The sequence below is a fragment of the Asaia bogorensis genome, assembly GCF_900465345.1.
GTDB classification, from domain to species: Bacteria; Pseudomonadota; Alphaproteobacteria; order Acetobacterales; family Acetobacteraceae; genus Asaia; species Asaia bogorensis_A.
This window is the reverse complement of record NZ_UEGO01000004.1, coordinates 72,006-96,973: the sequence shown is the minus strand read 5'-3', so window position 1 is coordinate 96,973 and position 24,968 is coordinate 72,006. Positions and strand designations below refer to the sequence as shown.

General features: G+C 59.1%; 23 protein-coding genes. 14 read left to right on the top strand and 9 right to left on the bottom strand.

Annotated elements, in window-relative coordinates; translation table 11 throughout:
* Positions 1 to 108 precede the first annotated feature (108 nt).
* The 6 genes from iolE to ED655_RS02460 all read left to right on the top strand — a co-directional run bounded on the left by iolE (position 109) and on the right by ED655_RS02460 (position 5,704).
* Complete coding sequence (gene iolE, locus ED655_RS02485; RefSeq protein WP_205835968.1) at positions 109 to 1,074, top strand: myo-inosose-2 dehydratase; 966 nt, start codon at positions 109 to 111, stop codon at positions 1,072 to 1,074.
* A gap of 11 nt (positions 1,075 to 1,085) precedes the next feature.
* A complete protein-coding gene (locus tag ED655_RS02480; RefSeq protein ID WP_122048837.1) occupies positions 1,086 to 2,300 on the top strand; it encodes a Gfo/Idh/MocA family protein in 1,215 nt (404 codons plus the stop codon).
* Positions 2,301 to 2,396: 96 nt separating this feature from the next.
* Positions 2,397 to 3,413, top strand: coding sequence for a Gfo/Idh/MocA family protein (locus tag ED655_RS02475; RefSeq protein ID WP_122048836.1), 1,017 nt, complete (start codon positions 2,397 to 2,399; stop codon positions 3,411 to 3,413).
* Positions 3,414 to 3,435: 22 nt separating this feature from the next.
* Positions 3,436 to 4,437: an inositol 2-dehydrogenase gene (gene iolG, locus ED655_RS02470; protein ID WP_122048835.1), complete on the top strand. Its 1,002-nt coding sequence runs from the start codon at positions 3,436 to 3,438 to the stop codon at positions 4,435 to 4,437.
* 176 nt (positions 4,438 to 4,613) lie between these two features.
* Positions 4,614 to 4,967, top strand: a complete 354-nt coding sequence (locus ED655_RS02465) for a carboxymuconolactone decarboxylase family protein (protein ID WP_122048834.1) — start codon at positions 4,614 to 4,616, stop codon at positions 4,965 to 4,967.
* Positions 4,964 to 5,704: an SDR family oxidoreductase gene (locus ED655_RS02460; RefSeq protein WP_122048833.1), complete on the top strand. Its 741-nt coding sequence runs from the start codon at positions 4,964 to 4,966 to the stop codon at positions 5,702 to 5,704. Before ED655_RS02465 ends, ED655_RS02460 begins: the two co-directional genes overlap by 4 nt.
* Positions 5,705 to 5,719: 15 nt before the next feature.
* On the opposite strand, the gene ED655_RS02455 is transcribed toward ED655_RS02460, so the two are convergent.
* Complete coding sequence (locus tag ED655_RS02455) at positions 5,720 to 6,613, bottom strand: LysR family transcriptional regulator (RefSeq protein ID WP_122048832.1); 894 nt, start codon at positions 6,611 to 6,613, stop codon at positions 5,720 to 5,722.
* Between the two features lie 131 nt (positions 6,614 to 6,744).
* On the opposite strand from ED655_RS02455, the gene ED655_RS02450 reads away from it, so the two are divergent.
* Together ED655_RS02450 and ED655_RS02445 are read left to right on the top strand one after the other, a co-directional pair.
* Positions 6,745 to 7,140 carry a (R)-mandelonitrile lyase gene (locus ED655_RS02450; RefSeq protein WP_062163870.1) on the top strand — a complete coding sequence of 132 codons (396 nt, stop codon included), beginning with the start codon at positions 6,745 to 6,747 and terminating at the stop codon, positions 7,138 to 7,140.
* A 56-nt stretch (positions 7,141 to 7,196) separates the two neighbouring features.
* Positions 7,197 to 8,180, top strand: a complete 984-nt coding sequence (locus ED655_RS02445) for an aldo/keto reductase (protein ID WP_122048831.1) — start codon at positions 7,197 to 7,199, stop codon at positions 8,178 to 8,180.
* Positions 8,181 to 8,195: 15 nt separating this feature from the next.
* On the opposite strand, the gene ED655_RS02440 is transcribed toward ED655_RS02445, so the two are convergent.
* On the bottom strand, positions 8,196 to 8,588 hold the full coding sequence (locus tag ED655_RS02440; protein WP_122048830.1) for a winged helix-turn-helix transcriptional regulator: 393 nt from the start codon (positions 8,586 to 8,588) through the stop codon (positions 8,196 to 8,198).
* Positions 8,589 to 8,689: 101 nt separating this feature from the next.
* Here ED655_RS02440 and ED655_RS02435 point away from each other — a divergent pair, with 101 nt between their 5' ends.
* The gene (locus ED655_RS02435; RefSeq protein ID WP_122048829.1) at positions 8,690 to 9,754 is read left to right on the top strand and encodes an SDR family oxidoreductase; all 1,065 of its coding nucleotides are present in this window, start codon (positions 8,690 to 8,692) and stop codon (positions 9,752 to 9,754) included.
* A 41-nt stretch (positions 9,755 to 9,795) separates the two neighbouring features.
* Here ED655_RS02435 and ED655_RS02430 read toward each other — a convergent pair whose 3' ends face one another.
* Complete coding sequence (locus tag ED655_RS02430; RefSeq protein WP_122048828.1) at positions 9,796 to 10,998, bottom strand: DUF1501 domain-containing protein; 1,203 nt, start codon at positions 10,996 to 10,998, stop codon at positions 9,796 to 9,798.
* A gap of 3 nt (positions 10,999 to 11,001) precedes the next feature.
* On the bottom strand, positions 11,002 to 12,324 hold the full coding sequence (locus tag ED655_RS02425) for a DUF1800 domain-containing protein (RefSeq protein WP_122048827.1): 1,323 nt from the start codon (positions 12,322 to 12,324) through the stop codon (positions 11,002 to 11,004).
* Between the two features lie 262 nt (positions 12,325 to 12,586).
* On the opposite strand from ED655_RS02425, the gene gmk reads away from it, so the two are divergent.
* Both gmk and tcuC read left to right on the top strand, forming a co-directional pair.
* Complete coding sequence (gmk, locus tag ED655_RS02420; protein WP_122048826.1) at positions 12,587 to 13,225, top strand: guanylate kinase; 639 nt, start codon at positions 12,587 to 12,589, stop codon at positions 13,223 to 13,225.
* Positions 13,226 to 13,393: 168 nt separating this feature from the next.
* Positions 13,394 to 14,680 (top strand): tricarballylate/proton symporter TcuC, encoded by a 1,287-nt coding sequence (tcuC, locus tag ED655_RS02415; RefSeq protein ID WP_122048825.1) that lies wholly within the window; start codon positions 13,394 to 13,396, stop codon positions 14,678 to 14,680.
* A 73-nt stretch (positions 14,681 to 14,753) separates the two neighbouring features.
* Here tcuC and ED655_RS02410 read toward each other — a convergent pair whose 3' ends face one another.
* The 4 genes from ED655_RS02410 to sdhC are packed head-to-tail and all read right to left on the bottom strand — an operon-like array spanning position 14,754 to position 18,209.
* Positions 14,754 to 15,533 carry a succinate dehydrogenase iron-sulfur subunit gene (locus ED655_RS02410; RefSeq protein ID WP_122048824.1) on the bottom strand — a complete coding sequence of 260 codons (780 nt, stop codon included), beginning with the start codon at positions 15,531 to 15,533 and terminating at the stop codon, positions 14,754 to 14,756.
* A gap of 11 nt (positions 15,534 to 15,544) precedes the next feature.
* Complete coding sequence (gene sdhA, locus ED655_RS02405; protein WP_122038591.1) at positions 15,545 to 17,347, bottom strand: succinate dehydrogenase flavoprotein subunit; 1,803 nt, start codon at positions 17,345 to 17,347, stop codon at positions 15,545 to 15,547.
* Complete coding sequence (gene sdhD / locus ED655_RS02400) at positions 17,347 to 17,751, bottom strand: succinate dehydrogenase, hydrophobic membrane anchor protein (protein WP_122048823.1); 405 nt, start codon at positions 17,749 to 17,751, stop codon at positions 17,347 to 17,349. The genes sdhA and sdhD overlap by 1 nt, the downstream gene beginning before the upstream one ends.
* Positions 17,748 to 18,209, bottom strand: coding sequence for a succinate dehydrogenase, cytochrome b556 subunit (sdhC, locus tag ED655_RS02395; protein ID WP_240993451.1), 462 nt, complete (start codon positions 18,207 to 18,209; stop codon positions 17,748 to 17,750). Before sdhC ends, sdhD begins: the two co-directional genes overlap by 4 nt.
* Before the next feature lie 247 nt (positions 18,210 to 18,456).
* Here sdhC and zapE point away from each other — a divergent pair, with 247 nt between their 5' ends.
* From zapE to ED655_RS02380, 3 genes are all read left to right on the top strand, one after another.
* Positions 18,457 to 19,590 carry a cell division protein ZapE gene (gene zapE, locus ED655_RS02390; protein ID WP_122048822.1) on the top strand — a complete coding sequence of 378 codons (1,134 nt, stop codon included), beginning with the start codon at positions 18,457 to 18,459 and terminating at the stop codon, positions 19,588 to 19,590.
* A 405-nt stretch (positions 19,591 to 19,995) separates the two neighbouring features.
* Positions 19,996 to 20,994 (top strand): phosphorylase family protein, encoded by a 999-nt coding sequence (locus ED655_RS02385; protein ID WP_122048821.1) that lies wholly within the window; start codon positions 19,996 to 19,998, stop codon positions 20,992 to 20,994.
* A 538-nt stretch (positions 20,995 to 21,532) separates the two neighbouring features.
* The gene (locus ED655_RS02380; protein ID WP_162993352.1) at positions 21,533 to 22,600 is read left to right on the top strand and encodes a Hint domain-containing protein; all 1,068 of its coding nucleotides are present in this window, start codon (positions 21,533 to 21,535) and stop codon (positions 22,598 to 22,600) included.
* A gap of 184 nt (positions 22,601 to 22,784) precedes the next feature.
* Here ED655_RS02380 and ED655_RS02375 read toward each other — a convergent pair whose 3' ends face one another.
* Positions 22,785 to 24,908, bottom strand: coding sequence for a M3 family metallopeptidase (locus ED655_RS02375; protein WP_122048960.1), 2,124 nt, complete (start codon positions 24,906 to 24,908; stop codon positions 22,785 to 22,787).
* Between the last annotated feature and the right edge of the window lie 60 nt (positions 24,909 to 24,968).

The window sequence follows — 24,968 nt, the reverse complement described above, 5'->3', positions numbered from 1 at the left end:
ATGATGCGAACACATCAAATCTCTGCGTGTTGCCTCAGCCTGCGCGCCCTAGCCTGAGCGCATCAATCGCTGCTTTCCGCGACGGGCCACGGCGAATGACTACCCGTCATGGAATGGCAGATCATCAAGGGATGGATCATGGGACCGACAGATAAAATAACGGGGCTGCCGCAAGGCGTGAGGCTGGGATGCAGCCCGCTTTCCTGGACCAATGACGTGCTTGAGGATCTGGGTGACGACACCCCGCTGGACCGGTGCCTGAGCGAGATCGCCGCCGCCGGGTATGAGGGAACGGAGCTGGGGCGGAAATATCCGCGAAATGCCGAGGATCTTGCCCCTATGCTCGCCGCCCATGATCTGTCTCTGGCGTCGGGTTGGTATTCCGGGCGTCTCGCAGAGCGTTCGGTGGAGGAAGAAATCGAGGACGTCGCAAGCCATGTGCAGCTTCTGCGTGCGATGGCCTGCAAGGTGATGGTCTATGGCGAATGCGGTGCCATGACGCCCTCTCCCGCACCGCTGGATGAGCCCATGTCACGGCGTATGGTGCTGACGCGCGACGCCATGAGAGCCTATGCCACGCGCCTCAGTGCTTTCGATGCATGGCTGCGTACGCGCTATGGAATCAGGTTGGCCTATCACCATCATCTCATGATGGTGGCCGAGAATTTTCAGGAGATCTGCCAGATCTTCGATGCCCTCTCCAGCGATGTAGGCCTGCTGCTCGACACGGGTCACGCCATGGCCGCCGGGTTTGATTATCAACGGCTGATCGACCGTTATGGCGATCGCATCTGTCATATCCATCTGAAAGACGTGCGCCCCGCCATACTGGAGCGCGTGCGCGGGCAGGATATGAGCTTCAATGCCGCCGTGCGTGCGGGGATGTTCACTGTGCCGGGCGATGGCTGCATCGATTTCACCCCTCTGGCCGGTTTCGTACGCCAAAGCGGCTATCAGGGCTGGATGGTGGTCGAAGCCGAGCAGGACCCTGTCATGGCACCGCCTCTGGCCGCAGTAAAACGCGGGCGCGACGTGATCGAGGCCTGTTTCACCCACGCTCTGACGACCGTTTGAGGAACGCCGACATGACGCAGAAATATCTTAATATCGGACTGATTGGTTCGGGCTTCATGGGGCAGGCTCATGCGGATGCCTATCGGCGTGCCGCCATGCTGTATCGCGATCTTCCAGCGCTCCCCCGTTTGTCCATGCTGGCCGATGCAACACCGGAACTGGCTGAAAAAGCGGCGCGTCGTTTCGGTTTTGAACGCTCGACAGGAGACTGGCGTATGCTCGTCAACGATCCTGCAATCGATGTGGTGGATATTACCTCGCCCAACCTGTTTCACAAGGAAATGGCACTGGCGGCCATTGCTGCGGGTAAGCATATCTATTGCGAAAAGCCACTCGCCCTGAGTGCTGAAGATGCCGCAGAGATGACGCGCGCTGCCGAAAAGGCAGGCGTCAAAACCATGGTGGCGTTCAACAACGTCAAGACCCCCGCAGCCCTCTATGCCAGGCAGATCATCGCGCGTGGCGATATCGGGAAACCCACGCGGTTTCGCGCCTGGTTCGATCAGGGATTTTATAACGATCCGTCTTTGCCTTTTTCATGGCGCCTCAAGCGTGCCGAAGCCGGATCTGGCGCATTGGGCGATCTGGGCTCGCATGTCATCGCTGTCGGTCAGTACCTCATGGGCGATGTGACAGCTACGATTGCCCAATGCCAGACGGCTTTCAAACAAAGGCCGGTCCCAGACGGGGGGTCCGGTTATGGTGCCACTGCCGGTAAGGACGCCATCTGGGCAGATGTCGAAAATGAAGACCAGATTCAGGCACTGGTCCAGTTCGCAAACGGCGCAGGTGGTACGATAGAAGCCTCGCGCATCGCGGCAGGTAAGATTTTCGGTGTGTACTGGGAGGTTTCAGGCACTGAAGGCACACTCATTATGGATGGGGAGCGCTTCAACGAGCTCAAGCTCTTCCGTTTCGGTGACGACAAGGCGGATCGTGGTTTTCGCACGCTGCTCGTCGGAAGCCAGGTGCCGCAGTTTTCCGCCTTTTTCGGCTTCGATTTCGGTGGGGGCGGACTGGGATATCTCGATGTGAAAGTCATCGAAGTGCACGACCTCATCACGGGCATCATGTCCGATCGGGATTGTTTTCCGTCATTCGGTTTCGGCCTGCGCAATCAGCAGATCATGGATGCGATGGAGGCATCGCTCCAGACGAGACGGTGGGAGACACTGCCGCAAGGCGAGTGCCTTGTCCGGGCTTCGCCAGACCTGTCGGCCGGATAACGGTTGCAGGGAAATCATATCGTCTCATGCGAGGGGTGGCATCGGATTTTCATGCTCCCCTGCCTTTATGCGCCCTCTTTTACAAGGAAGACACGGATGACGTTTCCTTCCCGTCTGCCGGATCCTGACCGCCTCGATCCTGCATCGGTGCCCTCATTACGCTGGGGTGTGATCGGACCTGGCTGGATTGCCGAGCGGTTCGTGCGTTCGGTGCAGCGGTTTACCCGACAGAAAATCGTCGGTATTGAATCCCGTAATGGCGACCGTGCAGCGGCTTTCGCACGGCAATTCGATATTCCCCATGCATTCGATGGCGCCATGAGCGCTCATCCGGAAATCGACGCGCTTTATATCGCCACGCCCCATCCGTTTCATGCAGCAATGGCCAGACATGGGCTGGAAGCGGGCAAGCCCGTACTGGTGGAAAAGCCGATCTGTGTTTCGGCGGAGGAAACGGCGGATCTCATTGAATGCGCCAGAAAACACGACGTTTTTCTGATGGAGGCATACTGGACGGATTTTCTGCCCAAGTTTTCCGTGCTGCGCAAAACACTGGCCGATGGCCTTATTGGTGACATCACGACCGTTCTGGCCGATCACGGCGAATTCTTTCCTCCCGATCATCGTATCATGCGTGCCGATCTCGGCGGTGGTCCGATGCTCGATCTGGGAACCTATGTCGTGGGTCTCGCAACAGGCGTTCTGGGGCGCCCGGATCATGTAGTGGCGCAGTCCGTTCCGGCGGCAAGCGGCGTGGATGGCCAGACCGGTATGGTGCTGCACTACGAGAGCGGGGCACAGGCCGTACTTCATACGACGCTTCTGTCGCATACGCCGTGTGAAGCCACGATTGGCGGGCGTCGTGGCATGATTACCCTGCCGGGAAAATTCTATACGCCCGGGCCTTTCACGGTCACTGCCAATGATCTGAAAACGCGTCTGGTCTTCGAAGAGCCCTGCTCATCCTATGACGGGCTGCATTATCAGGTCGAGCATATGGCCTGGTGCATCGGTCAGGGGCTCAGAGAGTCGCCGATCAGGCCGCTCTCTGCCTCTTTCATGGCCATGGAAACCATGGACCGTGTCCGTATTGCCGGTCGCGAGACACGATGAAAGCCATTTCTGGAGAGATATCATGACACGTCTCGCTCTATTCGGCGCAGGTCGTATCGGTCAGGTGCATGCCCGCAATCTCATGACCATGCCCGATATGAAGCTTGTCGCTATCGCCGATCCGGTTGCGTCTCCAGCGCGTGAAGACCTGCTGACGCGCAGTCAGGCACGCCTTGATGATGCGGAGTCGATTTTTTCGGATCCTGACATCGACGCCTATCTCATTGCCAGCCCGACCGACACACACGCGTCCCTGCTGCGCCGGGCGGCTGGCACAGGTAAGCCGGTTTTTTGTGAAAAGCCGATTAGTCTGGACTTCAGACAGGTCGTGGATGTGGCGGAAGCGTTTTCCCGCACCGACACGCGCGTCATGCTGGGCTTTCAGCGTCGTTATGACCCCGATTTCATGCAGGTCAGAGAGGAAATCCGCTCGGGACGTTCGGGAAAGGTGCAGCATATCGTCATGCATACGCGCGATCCGTCACCGCCGCCTGTGAGCTACGTCAAATCCTCAGGCGGATTGTTTCGCGATCAGGCGATCCATGATTTCGATATGACGCGTTATCTTCTGGGTGAGGAAATCACCAGTGTTTTCGCTACCGGAAACTGTCTGATCGCACCTGAAATCGGCAAGGCGGGCGATATTGATACCGCCATGATGACGCTGCGCTCGGAAAGCGGGTCTCTGGTCCAGATGATCAACGCCCGTCATGCGGCGTTCGGTTACGATCAGCGCCTTGAAGCTGTTTGCGCGGAGCGGGTTTTCTATGTGGCCAATCACCCCGCCCATCATCTTGTCAGTGCCGATGCGCGTGGTTTCACGTCTTCTGGCCCCATGAGCGATTTCATCGCGCGTTTTGCGCAGGCCTATCGTGCGGAGATGGAGGCGTTTCGTGACATGATTGTGCAAGGCCGCCCACCGCTTGCCACGCTGCGTGATGGCGTGGAGGCGCAGAGACTGGCAGAGGCCGCAGCGCTCTCGCTGCAAACCGGCAGGCCTGTCGATGTCGCATCTGTCCGGTAAAAGCGCATAAGACTCTGCTGAAAATGCCCCCGAACCAACCCCGATAATATCCCGGGATACATTCGTTTCATGAATGCTGCATATAGGTCCTAGAATAATTCATGCTCTAATCCTGCATCGCATTCAGGGGCTAGTCTTCTCGCCAGACAGAATGAAAAGCGAGGAGAGCCCTGAATATGGCCGAGCTTGATCAGACATCCCTGCATTCCACGACAGCGCAAAAGGCTTTCGGCGATATCGCCCCCGATCTCGCACGCTATACCGATCGCGTCCTTTTTGACGATGTCTGGGCCCGTCCTGGGCTGACGCCGCGCGATCGCTGCATGGTTACCATTACCTGCCTGATTGCGCTTTATCGCGGCAATGAGCTGGGATTTCACCTGCGCAAGGCGCTCGATACCGGCGTGAGTGAGAGCGAAATCATCGAGATCATCACGCATCTGGCCTTTTACTCCGGCTGGCCCACGGCCTCGACGGCGCTTGGCATTGCACGACAGGTCTTTGAGGACAAAAAGGAGACGACACGATGAACCAGCCGGTTTCAGGAAAAGTGGTGGTTATCACCGGGGCAAGCAGCGGGCTGGGCGAGGCAGTCGCGCGCCGTCTTGCTGCAGAAGGGGCCAAAATCGTTCTGGGGGCTCGGCGTCTCGACAGGCTTGAAGCCCTGGCGGATTCCCTTTCCATAGGGCGTGATGCCGTCAAACAGACTGATGTCAGCCGCAGCGCCGAGGTGCAGGCTCTGGTCGATCACGCCATTGCGCTGCATGGTCGTGTGGATGTGCTGATCAATAATGCCGGTCTGATGCCTCATTCGCCGCTTGAAAAACGCCGCATCGAGGATTGGGATCGTATGATCGATGTCAATCTCAAGGGCACGCTTTATGGCATCGCCGCCGTTCTGCCGCAGATGCAAAAGCAAAAGAGCGGCCATATCATCAATGTATCCTCAGTAGCGGGGCACAAGGTCGGGCCGGGTGGAGCCGTCTATTCCGCCACCAAATCGGCTGTGCGTGTTGTCTCTGAAGGGCTGAGGCAGGAGGTCAAACCCTATAATATCCGCACCACCATCATCTCCCCCGGTGCGGTGGCGACAGAACTGACAGACAGCATCACTGATCCGGACACGGCGAAATCAATGAAGGCGTTCTACCAGAATTACGCCATTCCGCCGGAATCCTTTGCGGAATGTGTGATGTTCGCCATGAGCCAGCCCGAGGCGGTGGATATCAACGAAATCCTGTTCCGCCCGACCGCTCAGGAATACTGAGCGAAGGGCGCTGTTTCAGGCCCGATACCGCAAGGCCTCGACAAGCAGTCGAAAGGCTGCCGAAGTATTGCGGCGGCTCGGGTAATAGAGATGGTAGCCGGGGAAGGGGGGGCACCAATCCTCCAGCACGCGAACAAGCCGCCCGGCTGCCACATCATCGAGAATCTGATCCTCCATGACGCAGGCCAGACCAAACCCGTCTCGTGCAGCTTCGAGCAGCATAGGAGCATTGTTGAATGTCAGGGGCCCCTCGGGGCGAACACGCAGGCTGCGTCGCCCTTTTTCCAGCTCCCAGGCATAGATCGCCCCCGAACTGGCCATGCGCAGTTTCAGGCATTGATGCTGCGACAGATCCTGCGGCTGCCGGGGAGGTGCATGATGCGTGAAATAAACAGGGGCGCCCACAACGGCCATGCGCAACGGTGGCCCGATCGGTACCGCAATCATGTCACGTGCGATGGTTTCTTCCAGTCGTACACCCGCATCGAAGCGCTCGGCCACGATGTCGGTCAGGCCTGAATCGATGGCGAGTTCGACCTGTATTTCGGGGTAATCGGGTAGCAGGCGTCTCAATGCAGGCCAGATAAGGGTGCGGGCGGCGTGATCGGACGTGGTGAGCCGAATCGTGCCTGACGGGCGCTCGGATAATTCGCTGATGGCGGCAATTTCGTCGCTGATACTGTCGAGCGCAGGGACAAGGGTCTGGAGGAGTCTTTCCCCGGCGAGGGTGGCCGAGACCCGTCGCGTGGTGCGTGTCAGCAGCCGCACACCAAGGCGGGTTTCGAGCCGTCTGACCGTATGACTGAGTGCCGATTGCGACGTGCCAAGCCTTGCCGCCGCACGCGTAAAGCTCTGCTCTTCCGCTACGGCCAGAAAGGCGTTCAGATCGACCAGATCATCGCGTTTCATTCATGAAAATCCAACATAGGTACGTACCGATTATACGCGCTAATCGTTTGCGCAGGATAATGGTTTTATGACTCATCGCCCCGTCGCGCCCGCAAGGCGGCTGATCCGGGAATTTAGGGAAAGGGATCACCATGCAGATCACACGTTCAGGCAGCACAGCCTCTGCGCAGGGAAATGACGCCTGGTTTACCGGCAGGGTGCGTGTGGACGCGCCTTTTTCGGGAAGCGGTGCACTGGCCTGTGCAACGGTCACCTTCGAGCCCGGTGCCCGTACGGCCTGGCATACGCACCCCAAGGGACAAACCATTCTGGTGCTTTCCGGGCTGGGCTGGGTGCAGCGCGACGGCGGCGCGGTAGAGGAAGTGCGCCCCGGCGATATCGTGTTTTTCGAGCCCGATGAGAAACACTGGCACGGTGCCTCGGCGCTATGCGCGATGAGCCATGTCGCCATTACCGAGAGCGTCGAGGGTGTTTCCACCCGATGGCTGGATAAGGTGAGCGACGAACAATACCGCCGCGCTGACTGAAATTGAGGGCTGAACAGGTCCCACACATATCATAATCATCGGAAAGAGACCGGAACATGGAGAAGCGGGTTTTGGGAAAAAGCGGACTCGAGGTTTCTGCCCTTGGTCTGGGATGCATGGGGCTGAGTTTCGGTTATGGCCCCGCCGAAGATCATGAAAGCGCCATCACCTTCCTGCGCGGTGCCTATGAGCGCGGGGTCACGTTTTTCGACACCGCCGAGGCTTATGGCCCCGGCACCAATGAGAGCCTGCTGGGCGAGGCGCTCGCGCCTTTCCGCAAGGATGTGGTGATTGCCACGAAATTCGGCTTCCGCAATGGCCGGCCGGGCGATGGGCTCGACAGTCATCCGGCCCGCATCCGTCAGGTTGCCGAGGATTCGCTCAGGCGCCTGCGCACCGATGTGATCGATCTGTTCTATCAGCATCGTGTCGATCCTGATGTGCCGATGGAGGATGTGGCAGGGACGGTCAAGGAACTCATATGGGAGGGTAAAATCCGTCATTTCGGTTTGTCCGAAGCGGGTGCGGCGTCCATTCGCAAGGCTCACGCGGTGCAGCCGGTCGCTGCCCTGCAAAGCGAATATTCGCTCTGGTGGCGCGAGCCCGAACAGGAAATCCTGCCGCTTCTGGAAGAACTCGGTATCGGGTTCGTCCCTTTCAGCCCGCTGGGCAAGGGCTTCCTGACGGGCAAGATCGACACGAGCACACAGTTTAGCGATCAGGATTTCCGCAAGATCGTGCCACGTTTTGCTCCGGAGGCGTTGCAGGCCAATCAGGCGCTGATCACGCAGCTCGAAGCCATTGCGGCGCAGCGTCAGGCCACCCCGGCGCAGATTGCGCTTGCCTGGCTTCTAGCCCGCAAGCCGTGGATCGTGCCCATTCCCGGTACGCGTCGCCTGTCGCGTCTGGAAGAAAATCTTGGCGGCGCGACACTGGCGCTTGGCACCGATGAATTGCAGGCGATCGACGAGGCGCTGACGCAGATCGACGTTGTGGGTGAACGTTATCCCGCCAGCATGAAAGCGCTCGTAGGACGCTGATCAATCGGGTGCGGATCACTCGGGTTGCTGGCCAAGCTGCTGCAGGAGATCCGCATGGCGGACACCCCAGCAATAAAGCATTTCCAGCGGTTCGATAAAGCGCTGGCCAAGCGCGGTCAGCCTGTATTCCACATTGGGTGGCATGGTCTGGATTACGACCCGTTCGACCAGACCAGCCGTCTGAAGGTCGCGTAGCGTCTGGGTCATCATCTTTTTCGACAAGCCGGGCAGGTTGCGCTGCAGGGCGCCGGGGCGGGCTGACCCCTCGGACATATGCAGGGCATGCAGGATCATGGTCACCCATTTGCCTGAAAACAGCTTGAGCAGGCGTCGTGGGGCGCAATCCTCGGCAAACGGAGCCTGACGGTAGTTGGCCAGGAGATCAGAAGACGGGGTGGGGTCGGTCATGGAGCCCTTCAGGTAACCAGGGCACAAAAAGGTGCCGGATTGTGTTTTTTAGTCCCTCGCTCCAGCTTCGCAAAGACAGGAACGACGCTGGAGTATTTCTGATGACCCATACTGCCCTTATCATCGGTGCGACCGGGCTGGTCGGGCAAAATCTTGCCAATCGTCTGGTGGCCGAAGGCTGGACCGTTTATGGCCTTGCCCGTCGTGTCGAGGCGCTTCCCGCCACGGTGTTGCCCATCAAGGCCGACACGCTCGACCCGCAGGGGTTGAAGGCGGCACTGGCGGATATCGCGCCAAGCCATGTGTTCTTCACCACATGGACGCGACGAGAGACCGAGCGTGAGAACTGCATCGCCAATGCCGCCATGCTGCGCAATGTGTTCGAGGCGCTCGCCAGGCCGGAAGCCCTTGTCCATGCAGCGCTTGTTACCGGGCTCAAGCATTATCTCGGGCCATTCGACGCCTACGCCAAAGGCGCACCGCCGGTCACCCCTTTCCGCGAAAGCATGGGGCGGCTGGATGTCGAGAATTTCTATTACGCGCAGGAAGACGTGCTGTTTGAGGCATCGCGCAGCCTCAACTTTACGTGGTCGGTGCATCGCCCTCATACGGTGATCGGCTTTGCCATTGGCAATCTGATGAATATGGGCACCACGCTCGCTGTTTATGCCTCGCTATGCCGCGAGACGGGGATGCCCTTCGTGTTTCCCGGCTCCCAGACCCAGTGGAGCGCACTTACCGATGTCACGGATGCAAGGCAGCTTGCGAGCCAGATTCACTGGGCCTCGACAAATCCGGCCGGGCGTAACCAGGCTTTCAATGTGGTCAATGGCGACGTGTTTCGCTGGTCGAGCCTATGGGGTGAACTGGCCAACTGGTTTGGCATCGAGGCTGCGCCTTATCCCGGTGAGGCAACGTCGCTCGAAGCCCTGATGCGCGGTAAGGAAGATGTATGGTCGGCGCTCGCCCGCAAGCACGATCTGGTTGAGCCCGACCTGACCCGTCTGGCCTCGCCGTGGCATACGGATGCTGATCTGGGCCGCCCGGTGGAATGTGTGACTGACATGACGAAAAGCCGTCTGTTCGGCTTTACAGGGTATTACGATACACGGCGCTCCTTTGCCGATCTGTTTACCCTGCTGCAGGCGCGCAAACTCATCCCCTGAGACGGGCTGTTGCACCGGGGCAATTCAGCCCCGGCATATTGCTAGGCTACAAGGCCTGTCATCAGATCGGGTGTGCCATCGGGAAAGACCTGCGCGAGCGCTGTACGTGGCAGGTGCATATGAGCGCACAGAATTCCGGCTATGACACTGCGCAGATCGGTTGTCGGCGCGAGATCGCGGTTTTCAAAAAGCTGCCCGGGGCGCAATCCCGGCCATGTTCCGGCGACGCGTCCGCCACGCACAGCGCCGCCCGCCAGAAAGGCCACGGCCCCCGTGCCGTGATCGGTCCCGCCCGTGCCATTCATGCGGGCGGTTCGGCCGAATTCTGTCATGGCCAGCACCACTGTGCGTGACCAGGATGCGCCCAGATTGTTTTTCAGGGTTGTCATTCCCTGATCGAGCCGGGCGAGCGGGGCCTTGAGCGCCCCGATCTGGCCCGCATGGGTGTCCCATCCGCCTATTTCCAGGGCGGCGACACGTGGCCCGTCGTCGCGTGACATCATGAGCCCTGCTGCCGAGGCCAGACGTGTGAAACCATCCTCCTTCCGTCCGTCCTGCATGGCGCCCTGCGCCAGGGCATTGTCTGAAAAACCACGAGCCAGAAGGCCGTTGTGAAAGGCCGGGCCGGTCAGCCTGTCATGCTCGTTCAGCTTTGCAATCTGGCGGTAAAGCTCGTCTGTGGGATGCTGGCTGCCTGCCGGGGCATAGCTGCCGATGCGGGCTGGACCGCGCAATAACAGGGGTACATCGAGCCCAAGCGACAGACCCAGCCCTTCGGGGTGCTGCCTCTGCCCCGGCAGGAAAGAAACGGCACGATTGAGCCAGCCGCTGGAGAGGCGATGATCCGCCCCGCTTTCAAGATAATCCTGGGCGTCAAAATGAGAGCGCGTGCGATACGGCGCGGCAACGGCATGGATTGGAAGCATCTGCCCGGCACCATATAGGTCGTGCAGCCCCGCCAGGGCGGGATGCAGCCCGAATGTACCACCCAGATCGAGCAACCCCTGATCCTGCCCCGGCTCAGGCAGGACAAGTGCCTTGCGCAGCGCAGCGAGCCCGGGGTCGCCATAGGGGGTGACAGCCGCCATGCCATCAAGCGCACCACGAAGCAGGATCACGACCAGTCGCGCATCCTGAGCCTGACCGGACGAGACGGCGGATGACGCCGCGAAAGCAAGGGAGGAACGACCGAGAGACCAGCTCGCGGCCAGACCGAGAAGGGCAGAACGACGACGGAGCATCATGGGTCAGCGCCTCTGAAACTCGGGTGAAGAAAAAAGCAGGGTGAAAGCGTCGCGCCGTGATCCGGCATGTTGCATGGCCAGATTTGTGGCGGGGCGCAGCAGGGGGCCTAGTGCGATTTGAGCCACGGTCTCGGGGTCCTGTTCGGTCAGCCTGCCAGCAAAACGATAGGCCCAGTCGGCTCGGGCCATCATATCGGCAGGGGCGAACCAGTCCGGCGCAAGGTCGCTCCACCCGTTGGGCATGGGGGCATTCCAGACCGGCTGACCCATCGCGGCACAGGCGGCCGCCAGTATCATGGCAGGGGCGTGGGGGTCGTCCGGGTTGCTCGTATCCGCGCTTGTCAGAGCCGGTATCGTTCCCGTGGCGCGCAGGGCGGCGGCTGCATATTCCATGGGTGTACGCAGCTTGCTGCCGTGCGGTGTTGCACCTGCAAGATCGACAAGGGTCCGGGTCGCATCCTGCAGATTGCCGCCACTGCGCTGCAAGGCTGTCATGATGGGGGCGATCTGGGCAGGTGTCGGGGTGTCGGTCAGGAAATGCCGGGCGAGTTGCGTGGCGATATGCTTGTACGTTGCGGGATGCGTACCCAGAAATTGCAGGGCCGCAACGCCGCCTGCCTCGCCCTCGGGGAAAACCTGGCCGAGCAGCGTCTTGCTGCCCGGTTGGTGGGCACGGGGATTGAAGCGGAATCCCGGTGCCTCGGCTTTCATGTCCACGCCCCAGCCGGTCAGGATTGCCGCGAAATTCGTGACGTCGTTCTGTGTGTAGCCGGAGGCCGGCGAGAGCGTGTGCAACTCCAGACATTCCCGCGCCAGATTTTCATTCAGGCCGCGATGCTGCTTCAGGCCGGCGGGACTGTCCGGCCCGATCGAGGCGACATTGTCGAGATACATCAGCATGGCCGGATGGCGCATGACGGCAGTCAGCATATTGGCGAAGCGTCCGGTCACATGCGGGCGTATGGCCTCGCGCATATAGGCCCCGATGACCGCTTTCGTACGATCCTGCCTCTGGCTGACCGTGAAGTGATTGAACCAGAACCACACCAGCCTCTCGCGAAAGGGCTGCACGCCATCAAGCACGGCGTCGAGCTGGGCGGTTATCTCCGCTTGCAGAATGGGTTTGACCAATGGGTTGCCACGCAGTTTTTCCTGTCGCTGCGTACGCAGTGCCACCAGACCATCGGCGCTCGTGCCAAGGGAAACCCAGGACCGGCTTTGCGGGCCTTCAAGCTGCGCCATCAGCCAGTGACGCCCTGAATCAGGCGTCGGGGGATCGGGGCAAGCACCCCAGCCAAAGCGGTTTTCCATATCGACAGCCTGCATGATCTCTCCTGACGAGGACCGGGATGCGTGGTGACCGGGATGCATTTTGATTGTGTCGAACTGTGTACGCGCTTTGTGGCGTAAAAACAGCTGTTTTGTAACGATGACGCTCATAGTGGATGACGGGGAGGGGCGCCCTGAACCCCAGACGAACGGCCGCGCTTTGTCCACGGAGCGGGGCTCGCCATGCTCCCATGTTTTCAAATCCTGCCCGAACGGCTATGGCTCAGCACGAGTAATGACCTGGGACTGGAGGTGTGACATGACGACCATAGCAAGACGTGGCGTCTGCCTCGTGATTTCGGCACCCTCCGGCGCAGGGAAATCGACCATCGCCAATGCGCTGCGCGCGGGTGATTCCAGCCTTGCCCATTCCGTATCGGTCACCACGCGCGCCCCGCGTCCTGGTGAAAAAGAGGGCGTACATTACCATTTCCGCAGCATGGACCAGTTTCGCGACATGGCCGCGAAAGGGGAATTGCTGGAATGGGCCGAGGTGTTCGGTCGCGGCTACGGCACCCCCCGTGCGCCCGTCGAGGCCGCGCTCGCCAGTGGGCGGGACATGGTGTTCGATATTGACTGGCAGGGGCATAGGCTCCTGCGCGCGGCGCTGCCGGACGACGTGGTAAGCCTTTTCGTGCTCCCCCCCTCAATGAAGGAGCTCGATCGCCGCCTGCGCTCGCGGGCTTCGGATGCGGAATCCGAAATCGACAAGCGCATGGGTGCGGCTCTGGCCGAAATTTCGCACTGGAGCGAATTCGATCATGTGATCGTCAATGCTGAACTCGATCGCGCCGTGCGGGAGGCACAGTCGATTCTGGTCGCAGCGAGGCTCAAAACGAAGCGTCAGCATGGCTTGGCTGATCTCATGAGGGAATATGAGGCGAACAAGCCCGGCTGAGAGCCGGGTGCGCGTGGTGATAACTGCCCTGTACTGACAGTATACCTGCACTTTGCCTGCATCATTTCGCATGATGCCTGTTTGTCGGTAGGATGGATTTCATCCTGCGGGCCGGAACCTCCGGCCTGGCAGATCTGACATTCATCACGACAGAGGCGAACCCGCATCATGACAAACGAGCCGCCCTCACGCCGTCGTCTTGCCAAGGCCGTAGGCCAGGTCGCGAGCGGCAATATGCTCGAAATGTATGACTTCATGGTGTTCGGCTATTACGCTGCCGATATCGGCAAGGCGTTTTTCCCCTCGGGCAACGCCCAGGCCGAGTTGATGTCGTCTTTTGCCACGTTCGGTGCCGGGTTTCTGATGCGCCCACTCGGTGCGCTCGTGCTTGGCGCCTATGTTGATCGTATCGGGCGGCGCAAGGGGCTTATCCTCACGCTCACCCTCATGGCCATTGGCACCATGACCCTGGCTCTGACGCCCAGTTACAAGAGGATCGGTTTCCTCGCGCCGCTTCTGGTGCTGCTCGGGCGGCTGATCCAGGGGTTTTCTGCCGGGGTCGAGGTGGGATCGAGTTCTGTCTATCTGTCCGAAATCGCCACGGAGAAAAATCGCGGTTTCATCGTGGCTTTCCAGTCTGCCTCCATCCAGCTGGCCGTCGTGCTGGCTGCGGCAATCGGATTTGGCCTGACATCCCTGCTGGGCGGTCCGGTCATGTCGGCCTGGGGGTGGCGTATTCCGCTCGCGCTGGGCTGCATGATTGTGCCTGTGCTCATATTCCTGCGGCGCAATCTGCAGGAGACCGAGGCTTTCTCCTCTCAGGCCACGCATCCCGGCATCTGGGAGATTGCGGTGTCTTTGGTTCGTAACTGGTATGTGGGGCTGATTGGTATCCTGACCGGTGTGATGAGCACGGTCTCGTTTTATGTCATCACCGCCTATTGCCCCGCTTTTGGTACGCGCGTGCTGCATCTGGGGCGACAGGATGCGCTGCTGGTCACGCTTTGCGCGGGGCTTGCCAACTTGGTTCTGGTCCCTGTTTTCGGGCTGGTTTCTGACAGGATCGGGCGCAAGAAGCTTCTGATTGGCGCCACAGCGCTCGTGTTGTGTTCGGCATGGCCGATGATGAAATGGCTTGTGGCTGCCCCAAGCTTCGGGAGGTTGCTTGGCGTCGAGCTGATGCTGGCGGTGCTCTACAGCGCCTATAACGGGGCGGCCATCGTCTGGCTGACCGAGATCGTTCCGCCGCGCATCCGCACAACGGGATTTTCGCTGGCTTATAGTCTCGCCACCTGCATTGGCGGGTTCAGCCCGGCTGTCTGTACCTGGCTGATCGAGCATACGGGAGACCGCGCCATGCCGGCTCTGTGGCTCTCGGGGGCAGCGCTTTGCGGGTTGCTGGCCGCTATCGTGTCGCGGCCCTATGTGGAACGGAGCGCGCACCCGATGGTGTAACGAGCCCCTCAATAGAAAAGGCCGGGAGAGCATCCCGGCCTTTTTCTTTATCCTGGCGTCTGATGCGGAGATTCTATTCCCGCTCGACCTGCAGTTTCTTGATATTGGCGATGGCCTTGGCCGGGTTCAGACCCTTGGGGCAGGTCTGGGTGCAGTTCATGATGGTGCGGCAGCCATAGAGCTTCATGGAATCATCCAGTGCTTCTAGTCGCTCACCCGTATGGTCGTCTCGGCTGTCCATGATCCAGCGATTGGCGGCCAGCAGCGTGGCTGGCCCGAGATAGCGGTCGCCATTCCACCAATAGGATGGGCAGGATGTACTGCAGCAGAAGCACAGGATGCACTCCCACATGCCATCCAGCTTTTCACGCTCCTCCACGCTTTGCAGGCGCTCGGTATCGGGCGGCGGCGGGGTGTCGCTTTTCAACCAGGGCTGAATGGACTCGAGTTGGGCATAAGCGCCGTTCAGGTTAGGCACCAGATCCTTCACCACCGGCATATGCGGCAGCGGATTGATCTTGACCGTGCCCTTGATCGAACTGATGGGCTTGAGACAGGCCAGCGTGTTCTCGCCATCGATGTTCATGGCGCAGGACCCGCAGATCCCCTCGCGGCAGGAGCGGCGGAAGGTCAGCGTCGCGTCGATATGGTCCTTGATATAGAGCAGGGCATCGAGAACCATCGGCCCGACCTTGTCGAGATCGAGTTCATAGCTGTCGAGGCTCGGATTGGACTCGTCATCGGGCGACCATCGATAGACCTGAAAAATGGCCTTGCGCTTGGCTTCGGCAGGCGCCGGATAGAATTTGCCGGGGCGGGTCGTGCTGTTTTTGGGCAGGCGGAGTTCAACCATGGTGAGGCTCCTCAGTAAACACGTTTCTTGGGCGGAAAGACCTCGACATCATTGGTCAGGGTCTGCATCCGCACCGGCCGGTAGAGCAGGCTCACCGCACCATCCTTATCGAGATAGGAGACGGTATGTTTCATCCAGTGCTCGTCATCGCGCTCGGGATAATCGTCATGGGCATGGGCACCACGCGTTTCGTGGCGTGCATGGGCACTTTCGATCGTAACCGTCGCGTTGGCCAGCAAATTCGCGAATTCCAGGGCTTCCATCAGATCGCTGTTCCAGATCAGAGAGCGATCGGCCAGCCCCATATGCTGCGCGTCTTTCCAGAGCTCCCGGATTTTCTCGCATCCGTCAGCGAGGGATTTCGTATTGCGGAACACGGCTGCATGACTCTGCATGATGCGCTGAAGGCGCTCACGCAGTTCCGCCACGGTGAACTTGCCTGAAGCCTCGCGGGTCTGGTCGAACTTGGCCAGAATGGCCTCGCCCGCTTCCTTAGGCAGCGGCGGTACCGGCACGCTGGGATCGATGATTTCGGCAGCACGCTTGCCAGCCGCACGACCGAATACGATCAGATCGAGCAGGGAGTTTGTCCCCAGACGGTTGGCGCCATGCACGGAAACGCAGGCGGCTTCACCGACCGCCATCAGTCCGGGCACGACAGCTTCGAGATTGTCCTTGGTGGGGCGCAGGACCTCGCCGTGCAGATTGGTCGGCACACCACCCATGTTGTAATGGACCGTGGGCAGCACCGGAGCGGGCTCCTTGGTCACGTCCACCCCGGCGAAAATGCGCGCGGTTTCAGAGATGCCGGGCAGACGCTGGTGCAGCAATTCCGGGCCGAGATGCTCCAGATGCAGCATGATATGGTCCTTTTTGGGACCACAGCCACGGCCTTCATTGATCTCGATGGTCATGGCGCGTGACACGACATCGCGCGAGGCCAGATCCTTGGCGGTGGGCGCGTAGCGCTCCATGAAGCGCTCGCCCTCGGAATTGGTCAGATAACCGCCTTCACCGCGACAGCCTTCCGTGAGCAGACAGCCCGCCGGGAAAATGCCGGTAGGATGAAACTGCACGAATTCCATGTCCTGAGTCGGCACACCGGCGCGCATGGCCAGACCGCCACCATCACCGGTGCAGGAATGGGCCGAGGTGCAGCTCTGGAAGGCGCGCCCGTAACCGCCGGTTGCGAGTACGACCATCTTGGCGCTGAAGCGATGGATGGAGCCGTCATCGAGGCACCAGGCCACGATGCCGCGACATGCCCCATCGTCATCCATAATCAGGTCGAGCACGTAATACTCGACGTAGAAATCGACGCGATGCTTGAGGCATTGCTGATACAGCGTGTGCAGGATGGCATGGCCCGTACGGTCGGCAGCGGCACAGGCGCGGGCCACAGGGGCCTTGCCATATTCGCTCATATGGCCGCCAAACGGACGCTGATAGATCTTGCCGTCTTCCGTGCGCGAGAAGGGAACGCCGAAATGTTCCAGCTCCATCACGGCGCTTTCGGCCTCGCGGCACATGAACTCGATGGCGTCCTGATCGCCCAGCCAGTCCGACCCCTTGACGGTGTCGTACATATGCCAGCGCCAGTTATCCTCGGACATATTGCCTAGCGAGGCACCAATTCCACCCTGGGCGGCCACGGTATGGCTGCGTGTGGGGAAAACCTTGGTCACGCAGGCTGTACGCAGGCCACCGGCCCCCATGCCCAGCGTGGCACGCAGGCCCGAGCCGCCCGCACCCACGACCACCACGTCATAGGCGTGATCGACAATACGGTATTTCCTGACGGATTCCGCGCTCATTATCTTGTCTCCGTCGTGCGGGTCATGAGGATACGGGCGAGCGAGGCGCAACCGAGCGCCACGAAAAGAAGCGTGCTCAGGCGGATCACCAGACGCAGCCCGAAGCGCCGCCAGCCACGCGAATAATCGGAGGCCACGACTTCCAGTCCGAGCTGGGCATGGCGGCCTGTCAGGGCAATCAGCAACCCAAGCGGGGCAGCATTCTGCACGCGACCTGCCCAGGCCAGAATGGCAGCGCGGTCACGCCCAGCCAGACGCAGGATCTGGGCAACACCCCATATGGAAAGCGGGCCGAGCAGCACGGCCGAGATACGCTCAGCCGTCCAGTGCTCGGCCCCGTCGGCCATGCCGCCAAGCCCCTTTGCACGCGCCAGAGGCGTGCGCATGTCGGAAGAACGGTTCATGCTTTTTTTCCCTTGTTGCGCAGCCGGGAGAGGGCGACAAAGGCCGTGACAAGCGCAACCGAGAGCCCGGCCGTGACAAAGACCGAACGCCGCCCGTCCTCGTCGATTTCCTTCTTCTCGAAGCGTGCGCCGCTATCCCAGATCAGATGGCGGATGCTGGCGACGAAATGGTATAGTGTGGCGACGCCCCAGCCGAGAAACACCAGCCGGCCCAGAGGATGCGTTGCCACGCGCTGGGCGCGTGCAAAGGCGCGTGGACCCTGTGCCAGGGCAGCAAGCCACGCCACAGCCAGACCTGCACCGAGGGACGAGGCGACACCCGATATGCGATTGCCGATCGAGAGCGCCATGGAGAGGCGGAAACGATAGATATCCAGATGCGGCGACATGGGCCGTCTGATGGGCCGCCCCTCTGTGTCGGTGCCGTGATAGAACGCTTCACGTCCGTCGGAAGCCATGGCGATACCTCTGAATTCTGTGTTCGGGCTGGGCGATACATTACCCACATAGTCTCATTCAGATGGTTCGTCATGTGCATATTGATGTGAGAATTGGCACTGATTTTGTCTTGTATGTTACGGATTTGGCCCGTTTTTTCCGATATTGCGCCTCACCAATGCGTGACATTTCACAAGGGGCGCGTTCTGTTCGAGGGCGTGTTAGGAGGGGGGCACAAACCCGTAATGCGCGACAAGAGAGAGTTCGATGTCTGACGTGAGTTTCGCCCCGCCTTCCTCGACGACCAGCACGGTATTTGGCGCCTATCAACGTCTTGTCGATCAGGGGCAGATCGAGGCCGATGCCGCGCAGCGGGAGGCCGCACTTGCTCTGGACCGTCTCGCGCAGGCGCTCCTGGCGCGCGAAGGAGCAAAACCGGGGCTGTTCTCCCGTCTTGCCAGACGCAAGCCGGAGCCGATCCGCGGGCTTTATCTTGTCGGGCAGGTGGGACGGGGCAAGACCATGCTCATGGATCTGTTCTGCCGCGAGGTCAGTCTCACCAAAAAGCGGCGTATCCATTTTCATGTGTTCATGCAGGAGGTGCTTCGCGCCCTGCACAAGGGGCAGAGCCGGGCCGAGCGCCGTGAGGACCCGGTGCACGAGCTGGCGGACCGGATTCATGAACAATATGAGCTGCTCTGCTTCGACGAATTCCAGATCAACGATATGTCCGACGCTGTGCTTGTCCTGCGTCTGCTCGACCGGGTCATGGCATTGGGGACTGTGGTTGTCGCGACATCCAACACAGCCCCTGTCGACCTGATGAAGCATCAGGTTCAGAACCGTGCAACCATGCGGCCCTATCTAGAGGCCTTTGCAGGCTGCATGACGGTAATGACGCTGGACTCCGCCCGCGATTATCGCCGGGGACGCGAGATCGATGCACAGACATGGCTTGTTCCGGATTCGGAAGAAAACCGTGCGCATCTGCGACAGCGCTTTGAAACCCTGACCGATACCCGTGCCGAACCCGGTTCTGTAGCCATTGGATCACGTCACATAAGCGTCCCGGCATGCAACGGTGACGTGGCGTGGTTTACCTTCGAGGCCTTGTGCGGCGAGGCACTTGGGCCAGCCGATTATCTGGCCATTGTGGGCAGGTTTCGCACGCTTTTCATCGAGGGGATCCCCGCCCTTGTGCCGGATCAGTTTGACAAGGCGCGGCGTTTCATCACGCTGGTCGATGTCATGTATGAAAACCACACGGCGTTGTTTGCGAGTGCAGCAGCTGAGCCGGAGGCGCTGTACCAGACCGGCGAAAATGCAAAGGCGTTCGAGCGGACAGCCTCGCGTCTGGATGAGATGCGCTCGAATGGCTGGATGCATGAGGCGGAAGGGTAAAGAGAGGCACATGGTCCTGCCCTTGCGAGGCTGGCGACATGATGTCCTGCACCGCGATAGTGGTGACACTGCTGGCCTGCCCGCATATGCTGACCACGCTACCATATGATTAGGTGACTTCCGTCGCGATGTGATGATTTGGCGGCACTGTCTCATTCGGTATTAAGCAGAACCGGTTTCTTGCAGAATGGGTGGTTTCCAAGCTGGTTACCGGGGGGCGGTCTCTGCCGCTGTCGGCCCTTCGGCGGACAGCGGCGATATATCGGGTCAGGATCGCACGAGGCTACCGGTTTGTAACGCTGGCGATTTGAATATCCGGCAAGATCCTGCTGATATGCTTTCTCTGTGCAGGGGCGGCACAAGGCTCGTTCCGACCCGAACTCTACCTGTTTCCATGAGGCGACCATGAAGCCGCTACGTATTTTATTGTCTTGCCTGCTTGGTGGTATGGGGGTTGCGCATGCGGCTCCCGTTCCGGCCTATGATGCGACCCCGAGGCTGGGGATCGTCATTCCGAAACTGCCAGCCGATTATGGGTTGCTTCTGAATGCCCTTGCGGCACGCGGGCATGTCTCCGACGGGGCATTCGATTTCATGACTGGCAAAATAGACGGTGTGCCTGTCGTGATGATCGTGCAGCCCGCACCCGGCGAAGTGCTGCGTGCGATCGAGGCAACATCCATGCTGCACGATTTCAACGTACGCGTGCTGCTCTACCCCGGAACATCGGGAGGCCACCAGCCAAAGGGTGAAATGTCGATCGGCGATATCGTTCTGGGTGCCCGGAACGTGAATCATGGCAATTACTATCTGGCGCCTGACGGCCATATGGAGGGCGGCGAGTTCAAGGATGCACATTCGGGGCAAACCCTGACAGGTGCATTCCAAGCCGATCCGGGTCTGCTGGCGATGCTGGCCTGTTCTGCAAAACGCGTGGCAACGCAGACGACCCTACCGGATTTCCTCGCTCCCGTTCGCAGTGACAGGCAACCGCAGATTTTCTACTACGGCATTCAGGGTACATCTGAAATCTGGTCCGACAATGTGGCGTATACCCAAGCCACGATGAAGGTTTTTCATGAGATAGACGAAGATGGGGACTGGTACTCGAATCTTGCCGCAACGGTCCTGCATGTTCCCTTTCTTGAGGTGTCTGTCATCTCCAACAGTATCTTTGCCTTCCCGGCACAAAAACATGGTGTCCCTGAATCACCTGACGGCCAGCCTGACTCGCACGTTGTGGCGCAGAGATTGTCGAACCGCATTCTGCTTGATCTGTTGAAACATGATGGTCCGGCACTCCTTTCCGCCAAATTCAGATCCGTCTCCCCGTCCGTTTATCCCGAAAGCTATTTTCAAACACCGCGCGATCCCCGCAAGCTGCTGGATGAATGTAAAATGTAAATAAACTGACAAAGAGGTGGTTATCTCTATGCAAACAAGTATGTAATAATATTTGCATATACCTAAAAAATCCATCTATAAATTTGCTATAGCACGAGAAGTTATTGACTATATTCGTATTGATCTGTTCTAATTTCTCCACCTAATGGGAGTATAAGAAATGCAGATCAACAGGACCTTTGGTGGCGATCTTAATACTAGAAATTTTGGTCCAACTTACTGGAATTACGTTTATTATTTCACCGGATCACCACCAGATGCCCGTTTGGTTTTTGATGGGTGCAACGACACAATACCGGATCCATCGACTGGAATGGCATTGAATCCATTTTATGTGACAGGTGATTTTTCTATTCTCATCAATCCCAGCGAATGTTCACGAACAACGATAACTTTTACCGGTTCATACATCACCGTCATACATTATATTCCTGAAGGTCAGGAGAATGGGATAACCATATATATACCGAGAAATTATTTTGATATTTCCGTTGAATATATGAACCAGCCAATCGCTATCAGCGATCTGGAAAATTACATGGGATCATATTCAGGTCGTGTCGAGTTCGAATCATGCTATCTGCCGGGAACGCTTATTGAGACATCAGAAGGCTATGTACCTATCGAGAACCTGAAGATCGGTGACGTTCTGCCTGGGTATGAGACAGAATTGCCTTCTTTGAAGTCCATCAGGGCCATCGGTTGCGGTCAGGCCAATGTAAAGCCCGGCTTGCCGGACGATCTGGCAGGCTGGCCGGTCAGGGTTTGTCGGGGCGCTCTGGCAGATGATGTGCCGTTCAAGGACATGCTGATCACAGCAGAGCATTGTCTGTATCTCAAGGGGTGTTTTGTCCCGGTGCGTATGCTGGTGAACGGGCAGTCGATCTATTACGACAAGACGATTACCTCGTTCAATTACTACCATATCGAAACCGATCCGCATTCGGTTATCAGGGCAGATGGTGCGTTGAGTGAGACATTTCTCGATGAGGGTCACGAGCGTCGGCTGTATAACCCGACCCAGTCCCTTCCTCAGCGTCTGGCCACGGACTGGTCTCACGCTGCTGCACCGCTGAATACGGCACGCGATTTCGTCGAGCCATTGTTCAGGGAATTCCAGGAACGTGCCGCAATGCTGGGCATGACCGTACGGGAAACCCCTTTGCAGGTGACGTTCGATCATGGGCTGTATCTGATTACCGACAGGGGCGCCAATCTCGAAGGTCAGATTGATGCGCTGGGCGTCGTGCATTTTCCGCTCCCACATCAGGTGAAGTCGGTTCATCTGATGAGCCACGCCAGCAGACCCTGCGACGCGCTCGGTCCTTATATGGATGACCGGCGCCTGCTCGGTATTCTGGTTAGTGCGGTGACCATAGAGGAAGGTGGTGTTTCAATTCCTGTGCGGATTCATCAGGAGGGCGCGTCCCTGCCCGGCTGGCAGGATGAAAGCGCCGGAAACATGCGATGGACGAAAGGCAACGCCTATCTGCCACTGCCCCAGCGTCGGCATGAGGGTGTTTCCAGATTGTCGATAGAAGTTCTGGCAGGTGGGCCTTATGTCGTCGTGACATCTCTTCCGTCGCCGGTAAGGCACTCAGCGTGAGCGTCTCTTGTGAGCGCTGTTTGCGTCTTCACATCGGCAGGAAAAGGCACGCCTCTGTGACGAATAGCTCAGGGCGATTGGCGTTGCTGATGCGGGGCCGACAATTGGGTAGGCATTGCCGGTCGAATGATTGACCCGGCGTCCCGGCTCTCATTGTATCGCTATGAGAGCCGGGAGATATGTTTTACTTCGCGTCAGGCAGCAGGCCACGATGGGCCAGCATCGGACCGATTTCAGGGTCCTTGCCGTAGAAGGCCTTGAACATTGGGCCGTAATCCATGGTGTGACCCTTGGACAGGATCATGTCACGGAAGCGCTGGCCGTTTTCACGGGTCAGGCCGCCATGTGACTGGAACCACGAGAACACATCCTGATCGAGCATTTCGGTCCAGAGATAAGCGTAATATCCCGCCGAGTATCCATTGCCCCAGATATGCAGGAAGTAGCTTGAACGATAGCGCGGCGGAACGTTCGCGACATCGAGGCCGGTCTCGTTGAGTGCCTTGGCTTCGAACTGATCCACATCCTGACGCGGCGCATCGGCCGAGAGGCCGTGCCATGACATGTCGAGCTGCGCCGCAGCCACGATTTCACCCAGTGCATAGCCCTGATTGAAATGTGCGGCTTTCTTGATCTTGGCGACCAGCTCGGCCGGCATCGGGGCGCCGGTCTTGTAGTGGCGGGCATAATGGGCGAACACCTTCGGGTCCATCGCCCAGTTCTCGTTGAACTGCGAGGGGAACTCGACGAAATCGCGCGCAACCGCCGTACCGGAAAGCGTGGGGTAGGTCTGGCTTGCAAACAGACCATGCAGCGCATGACCGAATTCATGGAACATGGTCGTCACATCGTCTGACGTGATCAGCTGCGGCTGGCCGGGCGCCGCCTTGGTGAAGTTCGCCACGTTATAGATTACCGGACGCGTTTTCAGCAGGTCGCTCTGACCCACGAAATTCGACATCCAGGCGCCACCCGATTTGTTGTCGCGCTTGAAATAGTCGAAATACATCAGGCCAAGCGGCGAGCCGTCCTTGTCCTTGACTTCGAAGACCATGACATCAGGGTTATAGACCGGGATGTCCTTGCGGGGTTCGAAGGTGATTCCGTAAAGCTGGTTCGCTGCATAGAATACGCCATCTGTCAGCACGGTGTGCAGCTCGAAATACGGCTTCACGTCATTCTGGTTGAGGTCGAATTTCTGCTTGCGGACGCGCTCGGCGTAGTAATTCCAGTCCCACGGCTTGAGTGTGAAACTCTGATGATCTTCACCGATGGCCTTTTGCAGCTCTGCAGCCTCACGATGCTGTTCGGCCGCCGTTGCCGGCACGAGTTGGTGGATGAAGCTGTTCACAGCCGCTGGCGTCTTGGCCATCTGGTCATACAGCGTATAGGCAGCGTAATTTGGGTAACCGAACAGGGCGGCCTTTTCGGCGCGCAGCTGGGCGATTTCTGCAATCGTCTGGCGGGTGTCGTTGGCGTCGCCCTTTTCCGCACGGGTCCAGCTCTGGTTGAACAGGGCTTCACGCGTGCTACGGTCGCTCAGAGACGCGAGATCGGGCTGTTGCGTCGTGTTCTGCAGCGGCAGGACATATTTACCTGCCAACTTGCGCCCTTCGGCGGCCTTCTGGGCAGAAGCAACGGCGCCGTCATCGAGCCCGGCGAGCGCCTCTTTCTTGTCCACAACCAGAGCGCCGGCCTTGGCGCTGGCAATCAGCTTCTGATTATAGGCGGTTTCGAGTTTGGACAGCTGGGTATTGATGGCGCGCAGCTTCTGCTGGTCGGCATGATTCAGCTCAGCGCCCGAATGGACGAACTGCTGGTAGTAAACCTCCAGCAACATCGCCTGCTCGGCGTTCAGGTTCAGCTTGGCGCGGTTGTCATAAAGGGTTTTGACGCGGTGGAAGAGCTTGGGATTGAGATAGATCTCGTCCTGATGCTGGCTGAGCTTGGGCGCTTCCTTGCTGTCGATAGCGTCCATGGCGTCGTCCTTGTCCGCCGAATAAACACCGTAGAACACGCTCTGGGCGCGGTTCAGCAACTGGCCCGAACGCTCCATGGCGACAATGGTGTTGTCGAAGGTCGGCGCAGCCTTGTTATTGGCAATCGCCTGCATTTCCTTCAGCTGGTCGGCCATACCCTTTTCAAAGGCCGGGACGTAATCACTGTCCTTGATCTTGTCGAAGGGGGGCGCCTGATAGGGTAGCGGGCTTGCCTGAAACAGCGGGTTGGCAGGGGCTGCCAGCGCCGTGGAAGACAGAAGGGGGAGGGCAACAGCTGCCAGAGCCGCAGCGTGTCTGAAAACGGGCATGAACAAGGATCCTACGATCGTAACATGATATGTTACCGTAGGAAGGAAACGAAGAGGCGT